The 20,632-nt window shown below is 70.5% G+C and carries 18 protein-coding genes and 1 tRNA gene; 12 read left to right on the forward strand and 7 right to left on the reverse strand.

The genetic code is table 11. The annotated features are described in order from the left end of the window. Nucleotides 1–93 precede the first annotated feature (93 nt). Nucleotides 94–702: a TetR/AcrR family transcriptional regulator gene (locus AB4Z18_RS08455; RefSeq protein ID WP_441782239.1), complete on the forward strand. Its 609-nt coding sequence runs from the start codon at nt 94–96 to the stop codon at nt 700–702. A gap of 4 nt (nt 703–706) precedes the next feature. Here AB4Z18_RS08455 and AB4Z18_RS08460 read toward each other — a convergent pair. Both AB4Z18_RS08460 and AB4Z18_RS08465 read right to left on the reverse strand, forming a co-directional pair. Further along, nucleotides 707–779 (reverse strand) — tRNA-Val (locus tag AB4Z18_RS08460). Between the two features lie 43 nt (nt 780–822). Continuing rightward, on the reverse strand, nt 823–1,293 hold the full coding sequence (locus AB4Z18_RS08465) for a peroxiredoxin (RefSeq protein WP_441782240.1): 471 nt from the start codon (nt 1,291–1,293) through the stop codon (nt 823–825). 201 nt (nt 1,294–1,494) lie between these two features. Here AB4Z18_RS08465 and aceE point away from each other — a divergent pair, with 201 nt between their 5' ends. From aceE to AB4Z18_RS08495, 6 genes are all read left to right on the forward strand, one after another. Beyond that, nucleotides 1,495–4,221, forward strand: coding sequence for a pyruvate dehydrogenase (acetyl-transferring), homodimeric type (gene aceE / locus AB4Z18_RS08470; RefSeq protein ID WP_441782241.1), 2,727 nt, complete (start codon nt 1,495–1,497; stop codon nt 4,219–4,221). An 8-nt stretch (nt 4,222–4,229) separates the two neighbouring features. Then, nucleotides 4,230–5,444 carry a PucR family transcriptional regulator gene (locus tag AB4Z18_RS08475; RefSeq protein ID WP_441782242.1) on the forward strand — a complete coding sequence of 405 codons (1,215 nt, stop codon included), beginning with the start codon at nt 4,230–4,232 and terminating at the stop codon, nt 5,442–5,444. Nucleotides 5,445–5,529: 85 nt separating this feature from the next. Then, nucleotides 5,530–6,450 (forward strand): ACP S-malonyltransferase, encoded by a 921-nt coding sequence (locus tag AB4Z18_RS08480; protein WP_441782243.1) that lies wholly within the window; start codon nt 5,530–5,532, stop codon nt 6,448–6,450. An 18-nt stretch (nt 6,451–6,468) separates the two neighbouring features. Continuing rightward, nucleotides 6,469–7,473 carry a beta-ketoacyl-ACP synthase III gene (locus tag AB4Z18_RS08485; RefSeq protein ID WP_441782244.1) on the forward strand — a complete coding sequence of 335 codons (1,005 nt, stop codon included), beginning with the start codon at nt 6,469–6,471 and terminating at the stop codon, nt 7,471–7,473. Between the two features lie 44 nt (nt 7,474–7,517). Then, the gene (locus AB4Z18_RS08490; protein WP_021765217.1) at nt 7,518–7,769 is read left to right on the forward strand and encodes an acyl carrier protein; all 252 of its coding nucleotides are present in this window, start codon (nt 7,518–7,520) and stop codon (nt 7,767–7,769) included. A 110-nt stretch (nt 7,770–7,879) separates the two neighbouring features. After that, nucleotides 7,880–9,121 (forward strand): beta-ketoacyl-[acyl-carrier-protein] synthase family protein, encoded by a 1,242-nt coding sequence (locus tag AB4Z18_RS08495; protein WP_441782245.1) that lies wholly within the window; start codon nt 7,880–7,882, stop codon nt 9,119–9,121. Here the strand turns inward: AB4Z18_RS08495 and AB4Z18_RS08500 are convergent. Then, nucleotides 9,118–9,609 (reverse strand): DUF3145 domain-containing protein, encoded by a 492-nt coding sequence (locus AB4Z18_RS08500; RefSeq protein ID WP_441782246.1) that lies wholly within the window; start codon nt 9,607–9,609, stop codon nt 9,118–9,120. The genes AB4Z18_RS08495 and AB4Z18_RS08500 overlap by 4 nt on opposite strands. 187 nt (nt 9,610–9,796) lie before the next feature. On the opposite strand from AB4Z18_RS08500, the gene AB4Z18_RS08505 reads away from it, so the two are divergent. After that, nucleotides 9,797–10,405, forward strand: coding sequence for a PadR family transcriptional regulator (locus AB4Z18_RS08505; protein WP_441782247.1), 609 nt, complete (start codon nt 9,797–9,799; stop codon nt 10,403–10,405). Here the strand turns inward: AB4Z18_RS08505 and AB4Z18_RS08510 are convergent. The 3 genes from AB4Z18_RS08510 to AB4Z18_RS08520 form a co-directional block, all read right to left on the reverse strand. Next, a complete protein-coding gene (locus AB4Z18_RS08510) occupies nt 10,402–11,262 on the reverse strand; it encodes a DUF1684 domain-containing protein (RefSeq protein WP_441782248.1) in 861 nt (286 codons plus the stop codon). The two genes, AB4Z18_RS08505 and AB4Z18_RS08510, sit on opposite strands and share 4 nt — an antisense overlap. A 67-nt stretch (nt 11,263–11,329) precedes the next feature. Continuing rightward, a complete protein-coding gene (locus tag AB4Z18_RS08515; RefSeq protein ID WP_441782249.1) occupies nt 11,330–13,033 on the reverse strand; it encodes a bifunctional 3'-5' exonuclease/DNA polymerase in 1,704 nt (567 codons plus the stop codon). A gap of 163 nt (nt 13,034–13,196) precedes the next feature. Then, nucleotides 13,197–13,655 (reverse strand): NUDIX domain-containing protein, encoded by a 459-nt coding sequence (locus tag AB4Z18_RS08520; protein WP_441782250.1) that lies wholly within the window; start codon nt 13,653–13,655, stop codon nt 13,197–13,199. 95 nt (nt 13,656–13,750) lie between these two features. On the opposite strand from AB4Z18_RS08520, the gene AB4Z18_RS08525 reads away from it, so the two are divergent. The 4 genes from AB4Z18_RS08525 to AB4Z18_RS08540 all read left to right on the forward strand — a co-directional run bounded on the left by AB4Z18_RS08525 (nt 13,751) and on the right by AB4Z18_RS08540 (nt 19,962). After that, nucleotides 13,751–14,230, forward strand: a complete 480-nt coding sequence (locus AB4Z18_RS08525; RefSeq protein WP_441782251.1) for an NUDIX domain-containing protein — start codon at nt 13,751–13,753, stop codon at nt 14,228–14,230. A 65-nt stretch (nt 14,231–14,295) separates the two neighbouring features. After that, complete coding sequence (locus tag AB4Z18_RS08530) at nt 14,296–14,658, forward strand: hypothetical protein (RefSeq protein ID WP_441782252.1); 363 nt, start codon at nt 14,296–14,298, stop codon at nt 14,656–14,658. Nucleotides 14,659–14,716: 58 nt separating this feature from the next. Next, nucleotides 14,717–18,664 (forward strand): Pls/PosA family non-ribosomal peptide synthetase, encoded by a 3,948-nt coding sequence (locus AB4Z18_RS08535; protein ID WP_441782253.1) that lies wholly within the window; start codon nt 14,717–14,719, stop codon nt 18,662–18,664. Then, complete coding sequence (locus tag AB4Z18_RS08540) at nt 18,661–19,962, forward strand: M1 family metallopeptidase (RefSeq protein ID WP_441782254.1); 1,302 nt, start codon at nt 18,661–18,663, stop codon at nt 19,960–19,962. Before AB4Z18_RS08535 ends, AB4Z18_RS08540 begins: the two co-directional genes overlap by 4 nt. On the opposite strand, the gene AB4Z18_RS08545 is transcribed toward AB4Z18_RS08540, so the two are convergent. Further along, nucleotides 19,932–20,552: a 4'-phosphopantetheinyl transferase family protein gene (locus AB4Z18_RS08545; RefSeq protein WP_441782255.1), complete on the reverse strand. Its 621-nt coding sequence runs from the start codon at nt 20,550–20,552 to the stop codon at nt 19,932–19,934. The two genes, AB4Z18_RS08540 and AB4Z18_RS08545, sit on opposite strands and share 31 nt — an antisense overlap. Between the last annotated feature and the right edge of the window lie 80 nt (nt 20,553–20,632).

Below are 20,632 nucleotides of genomic sequence, written 5' to 3' on the forward strand. Positions count from 1 at the left end.
AGGTGTCCTCTCACCATCCACCGTGGATGGTGGCAAAACCTTACGTCACTCGGTTTTGGAAATGCAAGCGATGTTCGGGTTTAGTGTGGAGGCATGGCACGACGAGGGGCCTACGCCAAGGGCGTGGCGAAGCGCGAAGAGATCCTGGAGAGCGCGCTGGAGGTGATCGCCCGCGAGGGATATCACGGCGCGTCGGTGAAGGAGCTTGCGGAGGCGGTCGGCCTCAGCCAGGCCGGGCTGCTGCACTACTTCGACAGCAAGGATGAGCTCTTCACGGCGATCCTCCGCAAGCGCGACGAGGTCGACTCGCGGCGCTTCGGCGCCATCGACGAGCATCCGTCGCTCGACCGCATCCGCGAGGGATTCGTCGGTATCGTCGCGCACAACGCGGAGGTCCCGGGCCTCGTGGAGCTGTTCTCGCGCCTCGCCGTCGAGGCCGGCGATCCGCAGCATCCCGCCCACGAGTACTTCGTCGAGCGGAGCGCCGCGATCCGTCAGACCTTCAGCGAGGCCATCGCCGACCGCCAGCGCGACGGCCGCCTCACCGACCGGGTCGATCCCGACACGCTGGCGCGCCTCGTTCAGGCGGTCTCCGACGGCATGCAGCTGCAGTGGATGCAGGACCCCGCCGTCGACATGTCCGCCACCGTCGACGCCTTCTTCGAACTCCTCGACGCGAAGGTCCCCGCCCGCGGCGTCTAATGAGTGGGCCCTGCCGGGATCGAACCGACGACATCCACGGTGTAAACGTGGCGCTCTACCAGCTGAGCTAAAGGCCCGGGATGATCGCCAGCTTAGTGGATGCGGCCAGTCGCCGACGCATCAGACGTGGGCGGGCAGCCGGTCGAGGGCGGCGCGGTACGCGTCGATCGAACGGGCCTCGCCCGGAGCCGTGATGAACGACGCGCGGATGATGCCGCGCTCGTCGATCAGGAACGTGGCGCGGTTCGCGAAGCCCTTCTCCGGGAGGAACACGCCGTACTCCTTCGCGATCTCGCCGTGTGGCCAGAAATCGGCCAGCAGCGAGAAGTCGTAGCCCTCCTGCTCGGCCCAGGCGCGCAGCGTGAACTTGGAGTCGACGGAGATGCCCAGCAGCTCGACGCGGTGGTCCTCGAACAGGCCGATGTTGTCCCGCAGCGCGCAGAGCTCCCCCGTGCAGGTGCCGGAGAAGGCCAGCGGGAAGAAGACGAGCGCCACCGCCTTGCGTCCACGGAAGTCGCTCAGCCGCACGGTCTCGCCGTACTGGTTGCGAAGCTCGAAGTCGGGAGCCAGTGTGTCGTTCTCGAGTGCCATCGAAAGTCCTTTCACGCCGGCGCGGCGTGGCTCGCGCGCAGGCACGAGAACAGAGCTTAGACCTCGCTTCCGGGAGAGCCAAGCGGCGGTCATCAGTACCCGCGGAGTGAGGCTAGGCTGAATGTTGGTGCCCACGCTTGTCGAGACCCGACAGCGTTGAGGCCCGTCCACGATCCATCCGACACAAGAAAGAGGTCGAGGGTGACTGTAAACGACCAGGACCCGTACTCGATGAATAACATCGATTCGGACCCGGAGGAGACCGCCGAGTGGCGCGAATCCCTCGACCAACTGGTTGCGGCCCAGGGCCATGAGCGTGCTCGCGAGATCATGCTCAGCCTGCTGAAGCGCTCGAAGGACCTGCACGTCGGCGTCCCGATGGTGCCGACCACCGACTACATCAACACCATCTCCCCCGAGAACGAGGCGGAGTTCCCCGGCGACGAGGAGATCGAGCGCCGCTACCGGGCGTGGATCCGCTGGAACGCGGCCGTGATGGTGCACCGCGCGCAGCGCCCCGGCATCGCCGTCGGCGGTCACCTCTCCAGCTACGCCTCCAGCGCGACGCTGTTCGAGGTCGGCTTCAACCACTTCTTCCGCGGCCAGGACCACCCGGGCGGCGGCGACCAGATCTTCTTCCAGGGCCACGCCTCCCCCGGCGTCTACGCCCGCGCCTTCCTCGAGGGCCGCCTGAGCGCCGACCAGCTCGACGGCTTCCGCCAGGAGAAGTCGCACGCAGGCGGAGGGCTCTCCAGCTACCCGCACCCGCGCCTCATGCCCGAGTTCTGGCAGTTCCCGACCGTGTCGATGGGTCTCGGCCCGATCAACGCGATCTACCAGGCGCAGCTCAACAAGTACCTCACCAATCGCGGCATCAAGGATGCGTCCGACCAGCACGTCTGGGCGTTCCTCGGCGACGGCGAGATGGACGAGGTGGAGTCGCGCGGCCAGCTCCAGGTGGCGGCGAACGAGAAGCTCGACAACCTCACCTTCGTCATCAACGCGAACCTGCAGCGCCTCGACGGGCCCGTCCGCGGCAACGGCAAGATCATCCAGGAGCTGGAGAGCTACTTCCGCGGCGCCGGCTGGAACGTCATCAAGGTGATCTGGGGCCGCGAGTGGGACGACCTGCTCGCCCACGACGACGACGGCGCCCTCGTCAACCTGATGAACCAGACGCCGGACGGCGACTACCAGACGTACAAGACCGAGAACGGCGCGTACGTCCGCGAGAACTTCTTCGGCCGCGACCCGCGGACCCTCGAGCTCGTCAAGGACTACAGCGACGACCAGGTCTGGGGCCTCAAGCGCGGCGGCCACGACTACCGCAAGGTCTACGCGGCCTTCAAGGCGGCGGTCGAGCACAAGGGACAGCCGACGGTCATCATCGCGAAGACGATCAAGGGCTACGGCCTCGGTCCGTCGTTCGAGGGCCGCAACGCGACCCACCAGATGAAGAAGATGACCCTCGACAACCTGAAGGCGTTCCGGGATGCCATGCGCATCCCCGTGTCGGACGCCCAGCTCGAGGAGAACCCGTACCTCCCGCCGTACTTCAACCCGGGCGCCGAGGACGAGACGATCCGCTACCTGCACGAGCGCCGTCGCGACCTGGGCGGCTACGTCCCGGAGCGCCGCGCGAAGTACACGCAGCTGAACCTGCCGGACGACTCCGCGTACGCGATCTCGAAGAAGGGTTCGGGCACGCAGGAGATCGCCACGACGATGGCGTTCGTCCGCCTGCTGAAGGACCTGCTGCGTTCGAAGGACTTCGGGCACCGCATCGTCCCGATCATCCCGGACGAGGCGCGCACCTTCGGTATGGACGCCTTCTTCCCGAACGCGAAGATCTACAACCCGAACGGCCAGCACTACACGTCGGTCGACCGCGAGCTGCTCCTGGCCTACAAGGAGAGCCCGCAGGGCCAGATCATCCACGTCGGCATCAACGAGGCGGGCGCGCTCGCCGCGTTCACCAACGTCGGCACGTCGTACTCGACGCAGGGCGAGCCGCTCATCCCGGTCTACGTCTTCTACTCGATGTTCGGCTTCCAGCGCACCGGCGACGCGATGTGGGCGGCAGGCGACCAGATGGCGCGTGGGTTCCTCATCGGCGCCACCGCCGGCCGCACCACGCTGACCGGTGAGGGCCTGCAGCACGCCGACGGCCACTCGCCGCTTCTCGCCTCCACGAACCCGGCGGTCGTCTCGTACGACCCCGCGTACGGCTACGAGATCGGCCACATCGTGCGCGCGGGCCTCGAGCGGATGTACGGCGGCAATCACCCGGACCCGAACGTCATGTACTACCTCACGGTGTACAACGAGCCGATCGTCCAGCCGGCGGAGCCCGAGGGTGTGGATGTGGACGGCATCGTCCGCGGCATCCACCGCATCAGCACCTCCGATGTGGCGGGCCCGAAGGCCCAGCTGCTCGCGTCGGGCGTGTCGGTGCCGTGGGCTCTCGAGGCCCAGCACCTGCTCGCGCAGGACTGGGGCGTGTCGGCGGATGTCTGGAGCGTCACCTCGTGGAACGAGTTGCGTCGCGATGGCCTGAAGGCGGAGGAGCACAACTTCCTCTACCCGCAGCAGGAGAAGCAGGTGCCGTACGTGACCCGCAAGCTGCAGGAGGCCGACGGCCCGTTCGTCGCCGTCAGTGACTACGAGCACGCCGTCGCCGACCAGATCCGTCAGTTCGTCCCGGGCGAGTACGCGACCCTCGGCGCCGACGGCTTCGGCTTCTCGGACACCCGCCCGGCCGCGCGCCGGTTCTTCAAGATCGACGGCCCGTCGCTCGTGGTCCGCACGCTCGAGCTGCTCGCAGCTCAGGGCAAGGTCGACCCGAACGCACCGGCCTGGGCGATCGAGAAGTACCTGCTGCACGACGTCAACGCCGGCACCACCGGCTCCGCGGGCGGCGAGGCGTAACGCCTCCCGTGGCCGGCAAGCCGGTGGAGAGGACGAAGCCCGAGACACTCGCGTGGCTGCGCAAGATCTCGGGTGAGCTGGCGACGACCACGCTCAAGCGCCTCGAGGACACCCTCCCCTGGTACCGCGACATGCCACCGGGCCGACGCAGCGCCGTCGGCCTGGTGGCCCAGGCGGGCATCTCGTCGTTCATCTCCTGGTACGACGACCCGCGGTCGACACCGTGGATCGCTGCCGACGTGTTCGGCGCGGCTCCGCGCGAACTGCTCCGCAGCGTCAGCCTGCAGCAGACCCTCCAGCTCATCAAGATCACCGTCGAGGTGGTCGAGGAGCGCGTGAAGAGCGGCGGCGGGGAGGACCTTCGGGAGTCCATCCTGCTGTACTCCCGCGAGATCGCGTTCGCGGCCGCCGATGTGTACGCGCGCGCCGCCGAGGCCCGCGGCCTGTGGGACGCCCGGCTGGAGGCGCTCGTCGTCGACAGCATCCTCACCGGTGAGTACGACGATGAACTGCCCAGCCGGATCGCCGCCCTCGGCTGGCACGGCCACGGCGAGGTCAGCGTGCTGGTCGGCACCGCTCCGAAGATGCTCGACGTCGACCAGCTGCGCCGTACGGCGCGACACATGTCGGCCGACGTGCTGATCGGCGTGCAGGGCAGCCGGCTGGTGCTCGTCATCGGCCGTGCCTGGCCGAGCAGCAGCACGCCGGAGGACCAGATCGGCACCGCGCCCATCGTCCCGTTCCTGGAGATCGCGCAGCAGCTGGAGCCAGGATTCGGTGCCGGCCACCTGGTGCTCGGTCACGAGGTGCCGAGCCTGGTGGATGCGTCCAAGAGCGCCAAGGCCGCCCTCGCCGGGTTCGCGGTCGCGAAGGCGTGGCGCAACTGCCCGCGCCCCGTGCACGCCGACGACCTGCTCCCCGAGCGGGCGCTCGCGGGCGACGGCCTGGCGCGCGCCACCCTGATCAGCCGCATCTACCGTCCGCTGCAGGGCTATTCCACCGAGCTCCTCACCACGCTCTGGTGCTACCTCGACAACGGCCGCTCGCTGGAGGCCACGGCCCGCGAGCTGTTCGTGCACCCCAACACCGTGCGGTACCGCCTCAAGCGGGTCTCGGAGGTGATCGGGTGGGATGCGACCGGCGCCCGGGAGGCCCTCATCCTGCAGGCGGCGCTGATCGTCGGCTCCATCAACGAGCCGGATTCGTCGCGTCGCGGCGGCTGAGTTTGTAGACAACCACAAAGCATCCGCGGATACTTCGTATCCGTTCGACACATCCGCTCGGCGGAAGATTGGCAGACTGGAAACCGTGATCGTCATCGTATGCCCCGGGCAGGGATCCCAGACCCCGGGCTTCCTGGACCCCTGGCTCAGCGAGTCCTCGTTCCGCGATCAGCTCACCGGCATCTCCGACACCGTGGGCATGGACCTGGTCGCCCACGGCACCGTGAGCGACGCCGACACCATCCGCGACACCGCGGTCGCACAGCCGCTCATCGTCTCGGCGGGCCTGCTGACCCTGTCGGCACTGCTGGCGGACGGACGCCGCGAGCGTGTCGGCGGCATCGCCGGCCACTCGGTCGGCGAGCTGACCGCTGCCGCGGGCGCCGGGGTACTGAGCGAGACGGACGCCGTCGCCTTCGTGCGCGAGCGCGGCGCCGCCATGGCCCGGGCCGCGGCCGAGGCGCAGACCGGCATGAGCGCCGTGATCGGCGCGGACGAGGCGGAACTGCTCGCCCGTCTGGACGAGCTCGGCCTATCCCCCGCCAACTACAACGGCGGCGGCCAGATCGTCGTCGCGGGCGCCGTGGATGCGCTGGCCCAGCTGGCCGAGAACCCGCCGGCCCGCGCGCGCGTCATCCCGCTGCAGGTCGCCGGCGCCTTCCACACCCGCTACATGGCTTCCGCGGTGCCCGCGCTGGAGCAGTTCGCCTCCACTCTGACCACCAATGACCCGAGCCTGCGGCTCTGGACCAACAAGGACGGCTCCGAGGTCACCGACGGCGCCGAGTTCCTGCGCCTGCTGGTCGGCCAGGTGTCGTCGCCGGTGCGCTGGGACCTCGACATGAAGGCGTTCGAGCAGGCCGGCGTGACCGGGCTGATCGAGGTGGCCCCCGCCGGTGCCCTCGTCGGACTCGCCAAGCGCGGCCTCAAGGGCGTGCCGACCGTCGCGATCAAGACCCCGGACGACCTGGCCGCAGCCTTCGACCTCATCGACCAGGCCGCCTGAGCCGCAAGGAGCATCACGATGACCCAGCCCACCCTGCAGCAGTCTCACGGCCCGCAGTACACCCGCATCCTCTCCATCGGGGCCGCCCGCGGCGACCTCGTCGTGCCGAACGACGACCTGGTCGGCCCGATCAACTCCTCCGACGAGTGGATCCGGCAGCGCACCGGCATCATCACGCGCACGCGTGCCAGCGCCGACATCCTCGCCGTCGACCTCGCCACCGAAGCCTCGAAGGAGGCGATCGAGAAGTCGGGCGTCGACCCGAAGCTCATCGACGCCGTCATCGTCGCCACCGTGTCCAACGTGCAGCAGACGCCGTCCATCGCCGCCGTCCTCGCCGACCGTGTGGGTGCGAATCCCGCAGCGGCATACGACATGAACGCCGCCTGCGCCGGCTACGCCTACGGCATCGCGCAGGCCGACGCGCTCATCCGCACCGGCGCCGCGCACTACGCGCTCGTCGTCGGCGCCGAGAAGCTGTCCGACGTCGTCGACCCGACCGACCGCACCATCTCGTTCCTCCTCGGCGACGGCGCCGGTGCCGTCGTCATCGGGCCGAGCGACTACCCCGGCATCGCGAAGACGGTGTGGGGCTCCGACGGCTCAAAAGCCGACGCGGTCGGGATGGGCAACACGCTCCTCGAGTACCGTGACGGCGAGAAGCCGTGGCCGACCCTGCGCCAGGAGGGCCAGACGGTCTTCCGCTGGGCCGTGTGGGAGATGGCCAAGGTCGCCAAGCAGGCGCTCGACGAGGCCGGGGTCAGCCCCGACCAGCTGGCCGCGTTCATTCCGCACCAGGCGAATATGCGCATCGTCGACGAGTTCGCCAAGCAGCTGAAGCTGCCGGAGACCGTCGCGATCGCCCGCGACATCGAGACGACGGGCAACACGTCCGCCGCGTCCATCCCCCTCGCGACCCACCGACTGCTCCAGGAACGCCCGGAGCTGAGCGGCGGTCTGGCGCTTCAGATCGGCTTCGGAGCCGGTCTGGTGTTCGGCGCGCAGGTCGTCGTGCTGCCCTAGACTGTTCCACGGTCAAAACGACACCCCCCAAGGAGAGAAAAACCATGGCATTGTCCACCGAAGAAGTTCTTGCCGGCCTGGCCGAGCTCATCAACGACGAGACCGGCATCGCGACCGACACGGTTGAGCTGGACAAGTCGTTCACCGACGATCTCGACATCGACTCGATCTCGATGATGACCATCGTGGTCAACGCCGAGGACAAGTTCGACGTCAAGATCCCCGACGAAGAGGTCAAGAACCTCAAGACCGTCGGAGACGCGGTCGAGTTCATCGTCAAGGCGCAGGACGCCTAAGCGCCGCCAAGGACTTCCGCGCGGGCGGCGCCACCTCGAGTCGCCGCCCGCGCGTGCGAACGCGCTCTAGCTGAGCGCGCCGCTGTTCTTTCTCACGGAGAGTTGCCGTTATGACCAAAAAGATCGTCGTCACCGGTATGGGTGCGTCCTCGCCCCTCGGTGGCACCGCCCCCGACAGCTGGGCAGGGCTGCTCGCCGGTACGTCCGGCGCCCGCGCCCTCGAGCACGACTGGGTCGCCAAGTACGAGCTGCCTGTCACGTTCGCCGCCGAGGCGAAGGTGCGCCCGGAGGAAGTGCTGGAGCGTCCCGTCGCCAAGCGGCTCGACCCGTCCAGCCAGTTCGCCCTCATCTCCGCCATGGAGGCATGGGAGGACGCCGGACGCCCCGAGGTCGCCCCCGAGCGCCTCGGCGTCGACTACGCGACCGGCATCGGTGGCGTGTGGACGCTGCTCGACGCCTGGGACACCCTGCGCGAGCGCGGGCCCCGGCGTGTGCTTCCCATGACCGTGCCGATGCTGATGCCGAACGCCGCCTCCGCCGCGGTATCGATGCACTTCGAGGCGCGGGCCTTCGCCCGTACGGTCGCCTCCGCGTGCGCCTCCAGCACCGAGTCAATCGTCAACGCGTACGAGCACCTGCAGGCCGGCCTCGCCGACGTGGTCATCGCCGGCGGCACCGAGTCGGCCATCCACCCCATCACAGTGGCCTCGTTCTCCTCCATGCAGGCGCTCTCGCGCCGCAACGACTCCCCCGAGACCGCGTCGCGGCCCTACAGCGTCGACCGTGACGGCTTCGTCATGGGCGAAGGCGCAGCCAGCCTCGTGCTCGAGACCGAAGAGCACGCGCTCGCCCGCGGCGCGCGCATCTACGCCGAGCTCGCCGGCGGCGGAGTGACCGCCGACTCGTACCACATCACCGCCAACGACCCCGAAGGCCGTGGCGCGAGCCGCGCGGTGCACATCGCGCTGGAGCGCGCCGGTGCGGTTCCGGACGACGTCACCCACATCAACGCGCACGCGACGAGCACGCCGGTCGGCGACCCGTCCGAGTACGTCGCCCTGCGCGAGGTGTTCGGGGAGCGCGTGCACGACATCCCCGTGTCTGCCACGAAGGCGTCGACCGGCCACCTTCTCGGTGGTACCGGCGCCCTGGAGGCGGTGTTCTCGATCCTGGCGATCCGCGACCGCAAGGCGCCGCCGACAATCAACATCACGGAGATGGACCCGGCCATCCCGCTGAAGGTCGTCGGTGAGCCGCAGCCGCTCGGCGCGGGCTCGCAGCTGGTCATCAGCAACTCGTTCGGCTTCGGCGGCCACAACGCCGTCGCCGCCTTCCGCAGCTACGGAGACTAACGCTCCCGTAGAGAAGGCCCCGGTCGAATCGACCGGGGCCGCTCCAGCTCGTCGTCCCACGCCTGCCCGAGCGCGAGCCGCAGCTCGCGGTGCAGCTCAAGGGTGTTCGAGCCTGCGATCTCCATGGCGTAGCGGATGCGGTCCTCCGGGATCACCATGTTGCCGGCCGTGTCCACCTGGGCGAAGAAGATGCCGAGGTCGGGAGTGTGCATCCACCGGCCGCCGTCGGTGCCGTGACCGGCATCCTCGGTGACCTCGTATCGCAGGTGCTCCCAGCCGCGCAGGGCGGAGGCGAGGCGCGCGCCGGTGCCCTGGGGGCCATCCCAGAAGAACTCCGTGCGCTGCGAGCCCTTGAGCACGGGCTGGGTCTCCCACGTGAAGTTGACGGCGCGACCGAGCGCGCGTCCTGCAGCCCACTCGATGTGAGGGCAGAGCGCGCCAGGTGAGGAGTGCACGTAGAGCACCCCTCGAGCTGTCTGTGCCGACATGGTTCTCCTCCGTTCGTTGGTGCGTCTTCCCCTACGACCAGGAACGGATGGATTGGTTCGGCGTATGCAATTGTGCAGGCGCTCGCGCGCGTTGCCACGATTATGCCCGAGAACCGCGGGTAGTTACAAGATTGTGATTCGGCGATTCGCTCGTCCTGCGAACGTTCGGCGCAATAGCATACCGAGTATGTCGGTGCAGAACGGTTTCCTGGCCCTGCTGACGCAGGGAGCGGCGTACGGGTCGCAGCTGCAGAGCGAGTTCCTGTGCCGCGCTGCGCATCGACGGCAGTTGAACCCTGGGCAGGTGTACTCGACCCTCGACCGGATGACCGACCAGGGACTCGTCGCCTCCGCCGGCGCGACCGATGACGGCCTCCCGCTGTACGAACTGACGCCAGCCGGCCGCGAAGCCGCGGCGGTGTGGCTCCGGAGCGGGCCGTCGGACGCGCGGCCCGACTGGGACGAGATGCAGGATCAGGTACTGATCGCCGCCTCCCTCGACGGAGCCGACGCCCTCGCGATCGTCGACGACTACCGCGCCGCCTTCGCCGAGAAGATCCGGTACCTCAGCCATGAGGCCGACTCGCGGGCGCTCCTCGCGGCAAACCGAGCGGCGGAATTAGGCGCGAAAGCGGCCATCGAGTGGCTGGATGAGGTGGCCGCGACCCTGAGAGCGCATCCCGGCGCACTGGTGCAGCCGCGCTCCCCCGAGCGTCCGCGACGCGGGCGTCGGCCGGCAGCGGAGACGACCGAAACCGTCCCGCCCGTCGGTCAGGAAGCGTCCGCGACGGACTAGTGGAGCAGCTCGCCCTGCTTGTTCAGGACGTTCTTCTCGCCGGCCTCGATCGGCACCGCGAACCGGTTCTGCGCCGGCGGGAGCGGGCAGTTGAAGTTGTAGCTGAATGCGCACGGCGGCAGCACCGCGAGGTTGAAGTCGAGGGTGACCGTGCCGTCCTCGTTCGGAACGACGAAGAGGAAGCGCCCGACCGAGTAGGTGCTGTCGCCGTTGGTGGTGTCCGAGAAGACGAGCTGGAGGGCGCGGCCCGCCTTGAAGGCGGCCAGGTTGTAGTCGACGCCGTCTTTGTTGAAGGTGATCTCGCCCGGGATCACCATGTCGCGAGTGGCGCCGTCGTCCTTCAGGTGCTCGAAGCCGACCGTCTTCCCGCCCTCGATCGGGCTGAAGGTGGCCGTGATGATCCACTCGGGGTTGAACGGGAAGGCGTCGATGGAGCCGAACTCCTGGATCGCCTCGGACTGCGCATCCCACACCCGCAGGGCGTAGTCGCCCTCCTCGCTGGCGATGACGAAACCGGTCTGGGTGTCGCTGAAGCGGATGGCGCCCGGGTTCGGGTCGTCCTTGCCGCGAACGATCGCCGAACCGTCGACGAGGACCTCATCCACGTAGATATTGTCGGTCGCCTGCGCGGTGACCTTCAGGCCGGACTCGCCCTTCGGCAGCGGCGACCACAGGCCGGGGACGCCCCACACGGGCTGCTCGGAGTCGGGCTCGCCCGTGATCCACTGGGTGTTCACGAGGGCCAGGTTGCCCTGGGGAGCCGTGACCGCCTGTTCGCGGCGTGCGCGGTACCGTGCGAGAACCGAATTCGGGTCGGTTCTGGGGGCTTCGTTGCTCTGCGTGGCGGTGTCGGTCATGATCTCCATCCTCGGCCAGGTCTGTGGTGACAACCAACTCCGACACTCGGGCATTCCGCGCGGGCGGTCATTTCGCCTCCGCGTAGGTGTCGACGATGGCGGTGGTGACCGGGAACTCCACCGGGAAGTCCCCGAAGAGCAGCCTCCCGGCCTGTTCCGCCGAGGCGCGGACAGCCGCGGCGACCGGCTCGGCCAGAGCCTCGGGCGTGTGGACGATCACCTCGTCGTGCAGGAAGTACACCAGGTGCGGCGCGGCGGTCAGGGGCGCATCGGGCGTGAGCGCGGTGAGCCGATTGCGCAGTTCGGCCATCCAGCACAGCGCCCACTCCGCCGCGCTCGCCTGCACGACGAAGTTGCGGGTGAACCGGCCCCAGTCGCGTGCCTGGCCGCGCGCGCGGCGCTCGTCGGCGTCGGTCGAATCGGCAGCGGAGGCGGCCGACTGGGCCACGGCCCACGACCGGCCGGGCAGCGGCGAGCTCCGGCCGAGGCGCGACGTCACCTTCTCGCCGCGCTCCCCCGCCCGCGCGGCCTCCTCCACGAGCCGGACGGCGCGCGGGAAGGCGCGGGTCAGCCGGGGCATGAGCCGTCCGCTCTCCCCTGTCGTCGCGCCGTACATGGCGCCCAGCATGGCCACCTTCGCCTGCGCGCGCTGCTCGACGGCTCCGGACGCGACGATGCCCTCATACAGGTCTTTGCCCCGACCCGCGGCTGCCATCGCCTGGTCGCCGGCGAGCCCGGTCAGCACGCGAGGCTCCAGCTGCGCCGCGTCGGCGACGACGAGCTTCCAGCCGGGATCGGCGACGACCGCACCGCGCACCTGCCTTGGCAGCTGTAGCGCGCCCCCGCCCCGGGTGGCCCAGCGGCCGGTCACGACGCCGCCGGGCACGTAATCGGGCCGGAAACGACCGTCGTGCACCCACGTGTCGAGCCAGGTCCAGCCGTTCGCGGTCAGCAGCCGGGCGAGCTTCTTGTAGCGCAGGAGCGGGTCGATGACGGGATGCTCGAGCTTCTTCAGTTCCCACGAGCGAGTGGATGTCGCCATGACGCCCGCGCGCTGCAGCGCCTTGAGCAGATCGGGCGGGCTGTCGGGGTTCAGCTCGGGAGCATCCAACTCGTCGCGGATCTCGCGCGCCAGCGCATCCAGCACCGCCGGCCGCCCGTACGAGGGTCGGGGGCCGAGAAGGTCGGTGAGGAGTTCGTCGTGACGGTCGGCGCGGTACGGGAGTCCCGCATGCTGCAGCTCCACGCCGATGAGCGCGCCCGCCGACTCCGCCGCGAGGAGCAGCCGGAGGCGACGCGGGTCGGTGCTGGTGGCGACCGCATCCTCCTGGGCGGCGAACTCGGCGCGCGACGACGGTCGAACGGTCGCAGCGGTACGCGCGGCGTCGTCGAGGTCGAAGAGCGCGGTGTGGGCGGTATGGGCGGCCGGAGCCTCCAGCTCCGGCTCGGCGGCGACATCCCACGGCCCGGGCTCAGCGCGCGCCAGGGCGCTTGCGGCGGTCAGCGTGGAGTTGCGCAGAATGGCGTGGCTGAGCCGGAGGTCGACGCAGCGCTCGACGCGCACGCCCTGGGCCAGAAGCGGCGGATACCAGGCGCGCGTGTCATCCCACACCCAGCGGGGCCGGTCGGCCGCCGCTTCTTCGCTGCGGACGAACGCAGCGAGGTCGTCCGCCGCGATGGTCTCGGCGCGCTCGCTGTCGCCCGCGCCGCCTGCCCCCAGCCGCGTGGCGCGGACGACGCCGCGCTCGGCGCGCTCGAGGAGGATGTGCACCCTCCCATTCTCGCGCCCACCCCCGACACCTCTCTGCCGCACATCCACGCCATCCGCTCCTGAGTTTTTCGCCTGTGCGACCGCGTGTCGGGCGAAAAACTCAGGAGCGGATGGCTTGGGGCGGGCGCAGAGGCCGACGGGAGGAGAGGGAGGGGCGGCCGCGTCAGTCGGAGAGGGCGGTGAGGCGGGAGCGGAGCTGCGGCCAGGAGGCCGCGAAGCCGGGGTGCAGCGGCAGGTCGGTGACCTCGTGGATGGGCACCCAGCGCAGCTCGATGCTCTCGACGTCCGCCATGTGCGGCTCGAACGGCCGGACCGCCTGCGCGACGACGGTCGTGTACGACCAGAATCCGAGGTCGAGAACGCTTTCGAACAGCACCTGGACGGCGTCGGGAGGCACGGCCGCCTCCTCCGCAGCCTCACGCAGCGCTCCCTGCACGGCGCTCTCGTCGGCGTGACGGGCGCCGCCCGGGAGGCCCCAGGTGCCGCCGAAGTGGCTCCAGTCGGCCCGGTGCTGCAGCAGCACGCCGCGCCGGAGGTCGTGCACGAGCAGACCCGCGGCACCGAACCGGCCCCAGAACCGCTGGCCCTCCGGCCCTTCCACCCACGCGTCTCCCGAATCCACGTCTCCACGTTAGTCGCCGTCGCCGTGCCCAGCAGACGCGGTGTCACACGGCGACGCGGTGTCACACGGCGACGCGAGGTGGCAGGCTGGGCGGCATGACCGTCCGCAGCGCCGCCCTCCTCCTGTACCGCCGCCGCGCTGGAGTGGAGGTGTGGATCGGGCACATGGGCGGCCCGTTCTGGGCGCGCAAGGACGAGGCGGCCTGGTCCTTCCCGAAGGGCATCGTCGAGTCGGACGACCTGGGCGACGAGCTCTCCGCCGCCCGTCGGGAGTTCGCGGAGGAGATCGGGACGCCCGCACCGGATGCCGACTACGTGCCGCTGGGCGAGTTCCGCGGGTCGGGTAAGACCATCGTCGTCTTCGCGGCCGAGAGCGAGTTCGATCCCGGCACCGTCGAGAGCAACACCTTCGAGCTCGAGTGGCCACCACGCTCCGGCCGGATGCAGGAGTTCCCGGAGATCGACGACGCCCGCTGGTTCACCGTCGACGAGGCGCGCGTGAAGCTGACGAAGGCGCAGCGGCCCATTCTGGATGCGCTCCTCGCCCGCCTGGAGCAGGACGCGGAAATCCACTAGCGCGCACAGGCGCTGCGAGCCGTAGGGTAAGCCCCATCCAGGGGGCCGAACCCGAAGGAGGCACTGTGGCCAAGAGCAAGGCGGAGAAGGCAGCGGAGAGCGCGCTGGATGCGGCGAGGGTCGCGGTCGGCGAGGCTGAGCATGCCGTGAAGAAGCTCGACAAGAAGACCCGACGGCAGGCCGAGGATCTCGCGGACCGCCTCCAGGTGGCCGCGAAGGACGCGCAGAAGGCGATCCGGCGGGCGAAGAAGACCGCCGCTGAGGCCCGCACCTCGGCGAAGCAGATCGCCGAGCACGTGGCGGCCCCCGCGGCGAGCACCGGCATCCCGACGTTCCGCGAGTTGCGCGACCGGGCGAAGTCGCGCGGAATCCAGGGCTATTCGCGGATGAACAAGGCGCAACTGCTGCACGCCCTCGGCGAGGGATGAGCGTGCGGGCGCACCCGCCGTTCACCCCCGCTTAACCCGCCACCCGTAGCGTGCGGCCGTGCCCGATGCTTCCGTGACCCCTGCGCCGGGAGTGCTGCTGCGCGCCGAGAGCGCCCCTCCCGCCCGCACGCTGTTCGACATCCTGACGGAGACCGCGCGGCGCTTCCCGGACGCCTCCGCTCTAGAGGATGCCGCAGGCGCTCTCAGCTACCGCGAGCTGCTCGCGCGCGTCTCCGCCGGGGCCGCGCGGCTACGCGACGCCGGCGTGCGTCGTGGCGACCGGGTCGGCGTGCGGATGAGCTCCGGCACGCGCGACCTGTACCTCGCCATCCTGAGCGTGCTCGCCGCCGGCGCCGCCTACGTGCCCGTCGACGCGGACGATCCGGAGGAGCGAGCCGAGCTGGTCTTCGGCGAGGCCGCCGTGCGCGCGGTGATGACCGACGAGGGACTCCTGCTGCGGGGTGAGGATGCCGCCCGCCCGGTCTTCGACGGCGGAGCACCGCATCCCAGCACGTCCGCCATTCCGGTGAGCACGGCGCCCACGCCGGAGGACGACGCGTGGATCATCTTCACCTCCGGGTCGACCGGGACGCCAAAGGGCGTGGCCGTGCGGCACCGCTCCGCCGCAGCCTTCGTGGACGCCGAGTCGCGACTGTTCCTGCAGGAGGAGCCGATCGGGCCGCAGGATCGGGTGCTGGCGGGCCTGTCGGTCGCGTTCGACGCCTCCTGCGAGGAGATGTGGCTGGCGTGGGCGCACGGCGCGTGCCTGGTCCCCGCCCCGCGGTCGCTGGTCCGCACGGGCATGGACCTCGGCCCGTGGCTGTCCGCGCGCCGCATCACCGTCGTCTCGACTGTGCCCACGCTGGCGGCCCTCTGGCCCGTGGATGCGCTGGACAGCGTCCGGCTGCTCATCTTCGGCGGGGAGGCGTGCCCGCCGGAACTCGTGAGCCGCCTGGCGGTGCCCGGCCGCGAGGTCTGGAACACGTACGGTCCGACCGAGGCGACGGTCGTGGCCTGCGCCGCGCCGCTCATCACCGGCGAGCCGGTGCGGATCGGGCTTCCGCTCGACGGCTGGGACCTCGCGGTGGTGGATGCGGCGGGTCACCCGGTCGCCGACGGCGAGGGCGGCGAGCTGGTGATCGGAGGCGTCGGGCTGGCGCGGTACCTCGACCCGGCGAAGGACGCCGAGAAATACGCCCCGATGCCGGCCCTGGGTTGGGAGCGTGCCTACCGCAGCGGCGACCTGGTGCGGTTCGACCCGGCGGGCCTGTTCTATCTGGGCCGTGCGGACGACCAGGTGAAGCTGGGCGGGCGCCGGATCGAGCTGGGCGAGGTCGAAGCGGCCCTCCAGCAGGTCCCGGGCGTCTCGGGCGCAGCGGCCGCGGTGCGCAAGTCCGCGGCGGGCAACGACGTTCTGGTCGGCTATCTCGCCGTCCCGGACGCCACTGCGTTCGATCGCCGGGCGGCCGTCGAGCACCTGCGCGAGACGCTGCCCGCAGCGCTGGTCCCGTTGCTCGCGGTCGTCGATGAGCTCCCGGTGCGCACCTCCGGCAAGGTCGACAGGGCCGCGCTCCCCTGGCCGCTGGATGACGCCGGGGCTGACACGGCGGGCGGGGACGACCCGGTTGCCGAAGCGCTCGCTGCCGACTGGCACAGCGTCCTGGGTCTACGGGTCTCCGGCCCCGACGACAACTTCTTCGACCTGGGTGGAGGGTCGCTCGCGGCCGCCCAGCTCGTGTCGCTGATCCGCCGGCGGCATCCCGATGTCACCGTCGCCGATGTGTATGCGACGCCTCGGTTCGGAGCGATGGCGCAGGCGCTCGCCGAGAGCTCTCCGTCGTCGTCCGCCGCCTCCACGCATGTCGTGCCGCCGACACCGCTGCGAATGCGTGCGCTGCAGACCGTGCTCGGCGTCCCGCTGTTCATCCTGGGCGGGATCCGCTGGCTGCTTTACCTGCTGACCGCGTCCGCGCTGCTCCGTCCGTTCGGCGGCTTCGATGTGCTTCCCGCCGTCGACCTCGTATGGCTGGTCGTCGGCCTCCTCGTCTTCGTGACGCCCTGGGGCCGCATGGCGATCTCGGTGGTGGCCGCGCGCCTCCTGCTCACCGGTGTGAAGGCGGGCGACCATCCGCGCGGTGGAGGCGTGCACCTGCGGCTGTGGCTGGCCGAGCAGGTCGCGCACCAGATCGGGGCGGCGAGCCTCGCCGGAGCTCCCTGGATCCTCTACTACGCCCGTGCGCTAGGCGCGACCATCGACCGCGGTGTCGACCTGCACACCCTCCCGCCGGTGACCGGGATGCTGCGCATCGGCGCCGGCGCCTCCATCGAACCGGAGGTGGACCTCGCCGGGTACTGGATCGACGGGGATGTGCTGCGGATCGGCGAGATCCGGATCGGCGCCGGCAGTGCGGTGGGCGCCCGAAGCTCGCTGATGCCGGGCACGAAGATCGGCCGCAACGCCACGGTCGCCCCAGGTTCTGCGGTGTTCGGCCGGATTCCGGCCGGCCAGCACTGGTCCGGTTCCCCGGCCGTCCGCGTGGGGCGTGCCCGCGAATGGTGGCCGGAGGCACGCCCGGAGCGACGGACGCGATGGGTCCCCGCCTACGCGCTGGCCTCGACCGTCGTCTCCCTCGTTCCGGTGATCGCCCTGGCCGCGGCGGCGGCGGTCGTCGCGGCGTTCGTGCGTGGCGCATCCACCTGGGGAGACGTCGTCGCCCGGGCGGCCGCGGGCCTGGTTCCGGGAACACTGGCGGCGGGCCTGGTGCTCGCCGGACTGATCGTCGGCCTGGTACGCCTGCTCGGCATCGGGATGCGCGAGGGCGTCCACCCGGTGCGCAGCCGAGCCGGCTGGCAGGCCTGGTCGACCGAACGACTGCTCGACCTGTCCCGCACGGTGCTGTTCCCGCTGTACTCCAGCCTGTTCACGCCGGTCTGGCTGCGGATGCTCGGCGCGCGGGTGGGCACGGACGTCGAGGCCTCCACCGTGCTGCTCCTCCCCCGCATGACCCGGATCCGCGATGGCGCCTTCCTCGCCGATGACACCCTCGTCGCCTCCTACGAGCTCGGCGGCGGCTACGTGCGCATCGCGGCCGTCGACATCGGTGCGCGGGCTTTCCTCGGCAACTCGGGCATGGCCTTCGGCGGCAACCGCGTGCCCAGGGACGGGCTCGTCGCGGTGCTGTCCTCCGCGCCGAGGAAGGCCAAACCGGGTTCCTCGTGGCTCGGTTCCCCTCCGGTCCGGCTGCGGCGGCGGGCGCAGGAGGGCGACCTCACACGCACGTTCGAGCCGCCGACCGCGCTTCGCGTGGCCCGCACCGCCTGGGAGCTGCTGCGGTTCGTACCGGTCATCGTGACCTGCGGCATCGGCTTCGGCGTCGTGATCGCGCTCGGCGCGATCGACACCGCGTGGGGTCCGGTCTGGGCTGTCGTGCTCAGCGGACCGGTGCTCATCGTGACCGGGGCGGTCGCCGCGGGCATCAGCACAGCGGCCAAGTGGATCCTGCTCGGGAGGCTGAAGCCGGGCGAGCATCCGCTCTGGTCGTCCTTCATCTGGCGGAGCGAAGTGTCGGACACCTTCACCGAGATGGTCGCCGCGCCCTGGTTCGCCTGGGCGGCGACCGGAACCCCGGCGCTGGTGTGGTGGCTGCGCAGCCTCGGGGCGCGGATCGGGTCCGGGGTGTGGATCGACAGCTACTGGCTGCCCGAGGCCGACCTCGTGACGCTCGGGGACGCATCCACCGTCAATCGGGGCTGCGTTGTGCAGACGCACCTGTTCCATGATCGAATCATGAGCATGGACCAGGTCACCATCGAGCGGGGCGGCACCCTCGGGCCGCACAGCGTCATCCTGCCCGCCGCCGATATCGGCTCCGACGCGACCGTCGGGCCCGCGTCCCTCGTGATGCGCGGCGAGACGGTTCCGGCGAGAAGCCGCTGGAGCGGCAACCCGATCGGGCCGTGGCGCGAGGTCGTGGTGCGCGAGTACCGGGCGCGGTCCGGCGGATGAGCGACGCCCCACACGCCTACCTGCCGCGCTCCGGCACCACCGACTACTCCGTCCTCCGGTACGACCTGGACCTGAACTACCGGGTGGCGACCAACCGGCTGGATGCGACGGCGATCATCCGTGCGCGCGCGAACGTCGCACTGTCGGCGATCATGCTCGACCTCGTGCACCTGAAGGCCAAGCGGGTCCGAGTGGACGGCAACAAACGCGTCCGCTTCAGCCAGACGCCGACGCACCTGCGGATCGCGCCCGCTGCGCCCATCCCGGCCGGCATGGAGTTCACCGTCGAAGTCGCGTACGACGGGTCGCCCGTGCCGCGCCGCACCCGCTGGGGCGCCCTCGGCTGGGAGGAGCTGACCGACGGAGTGATCGTCGCAGCGCAACCCTCGGGGGCGCCGACCTGGTTCCCCTGCAACGACCGGCCTTCCGACCGCGCCGCCTACGGCATCCGGGTCACCACCGAGCAGGCCTACACGGTACTGGCGACCGGTGAGCCGACCGGCCACAGTGTGAGCGGCGGACGCGGCACCTGGACGTTCGATCGCCCGGAGCCCACGGCAAGCTACCTCGCGGCGGTGCAGATCGGCCGGTACACGCTCGAGCCGCGGCGGACCGCCGGAGTGGAGTGGGTGGTGGCGTACCCGCCGGCCCTCGCCCGCCGGGTGCTGCACGACTTCGAGCCAGTCGGGCGGATGCTGGAGACCTTCCAGGAGCTGTTCGGGCCCTATCCCTTCCCCTCCTACACGGTCGTGGTGACGGAGGATCCGCTGGAGATCCCCTTGGAGGCGCAGGCGATGGCGACGTTCGGCTCATCGCACGCCGACGGCCACGGCGGCTCGGAGCGCCTGATCGCGCACGAACTGGCCCACCAGTGGTTCGGCAACAGCGTTGGCCTCGCCTCTTGGCGGGACATCTGGCTGAACGAGGGCTTCGCCTGCTACGCGGAGTGGTTATGGTCGGAGGCGTCGGGCGGACTGTCGGCCTCGGCGCAGGCACGGGCGCATCACGCCGGCCTCCGCCTTGCGCCCGCCGACCTTCTGATCGGCGACCCCGGCCCGGACTCGATGTTCGACGACCGGGTCTACAAGCGGGGCGCCTGCCTGCTCCACGCGTTGAGGCTGCGGCTGGGCGATGGGCCCTTCTTCGACCTGCTGCGCGGGTGGACGCAGGACCACCGCTTCGGGACCGTCACCTCCGCCGACTTCGAGGCGCACGCACAGCGGTTCTCCGCCGAGCCGCTCGGCGGATTCTTCGACGCCTGGCTGCGTCAGCCCCGGCTGCCGTCGCTGACGCGCTGACCGGTCGCGACAGTGACCACGCAGCCTGACACCCGGGAGGTGCGCAGGCGGTAGCGGACGCCGTCGAGCGACGCCGTCCACCGACCGAGGTGGACGGCGTCCGGCGGCACGCGCAGCCCGCGTCCGTCGGCCTTCAGCACGGCCTCCACCGCGGTCCATCTCCGGAGCGGATGCCCATGGCCGGGTGCGAGGTCGTCGATGGCGGCGGTGCGGTCCGCCTCTGTACGGTCCGCCTCTGCGCGGGCCGGTTCGGCGTCGATGCCGACGGGGCTGCGAGAGGCCACCGCGAACGCGAACCCGTCGGCATGGGCGAGTGCGAGGTACAGCGGGCGACCTGCCCCGGAGGCGGTCGGCTGCCCGTGGGACAGGCCGCAGTCGGCGCAGGGCGCGGCGATCTGGACGCTGTGCTCGCCCAGGCGTTCCGCAGCGGCCAGCAAGGCCCGGCGGCCGGAGAGGAATCGCCGGATGCTCTCGTCATTCGCTGCGTGCGACGTCAGCCGCGCGCGATCGCCCGCATCCAGCCGGGCTGTCACCCGGGAAGCGGTCACCGCATCCAGCTCGCTGTACGGCATCACGACGAAGGCGGGCATCCGACCTCCGTCCGTGCACCCCGATCCGCGTCGATGCTAGCGCGCAGAAGCGCGAACCGCCGGGCCGGGGTCGGGCCCGA

The sequence above is a fragment of the Leifsonia sp. 2TAF2 genome (assembly GCF_052115085.1).
Classification (GTDB): domain Bacteria; phylum Actinomycetota; class Actinomycetes; order Actinomycetales; family Microbacteriaceae; genus Leifsonia.